1 protein-coding gene is annotated in these 501 nt (G+C 55.7%); it reads right to left on the bottom strand.

The window, feature by feature from the left end; all coding sequences use genetic code 11:
• A partial coding sequence (locus AACQ83_RS24440; RefSeq protein WP_192881127.1) for an Ig-like domain-containing protein occupies positions 1-501 on the bottom strand: 501 nt, incomplete at both ends.

Here is a 501-nt window from a genome sequence, read left to right as displayed (position 1 = left end):
CGATCGGTTTATCCACCACCAGATTGCCATGACCATCCTTCACCGTCGCCGTGAAGGTATAAGTATCGGTGCCGTTGTTGTAGCGCTTCTCGTCTTTATCTTTATCCACATCCACCGCCACGCTGGCAACATAATAGCTGGTGCTCAGCTCCGCAAAGCTGACTTTGCTCGCTGCCTTCACTGCCGTTTGCTGGCTGGCCGTTTTCGCCGACACCTGCACATCCGCCACTGCCGCCGTGCTGGTTAAGGTCGCCGTCACCTGCCCCTGTGCGTTACTCACCGAATTGCTTTGTTTCGTCAGTTTTAGCCCGGCCACCGCGGGGTCTGTCTGCCAGTCAATCTCGACCGGTTGATCCACCACCAGATTGCCATGCCCATCCTTCACCGTCGCCGTGAAGGTATAAGTATCGGTGCCGTTGTTGTAGCGCTTCTCGTCTTTATCTTTATCCACATCCACCGCCACGCTGGCGACATAATAGCTGTCACTCAGCTCCGCAAAGC

Origin of the sequence: Photorhabdus sp. S10-54 (assembly GCF_963878145.1) — a bacterium.
Taxonomy (GTDB): domain Bacteria; phylum Pseudomonadota; class Gammaproteobacteria; order Enterobacterales; family Enterobacteriaceae; genus Photorhabdus; species Photorhabdus kayaii.
This window is presented reverse-complemented; position numbering and strand designations above follow the sequence as displayed.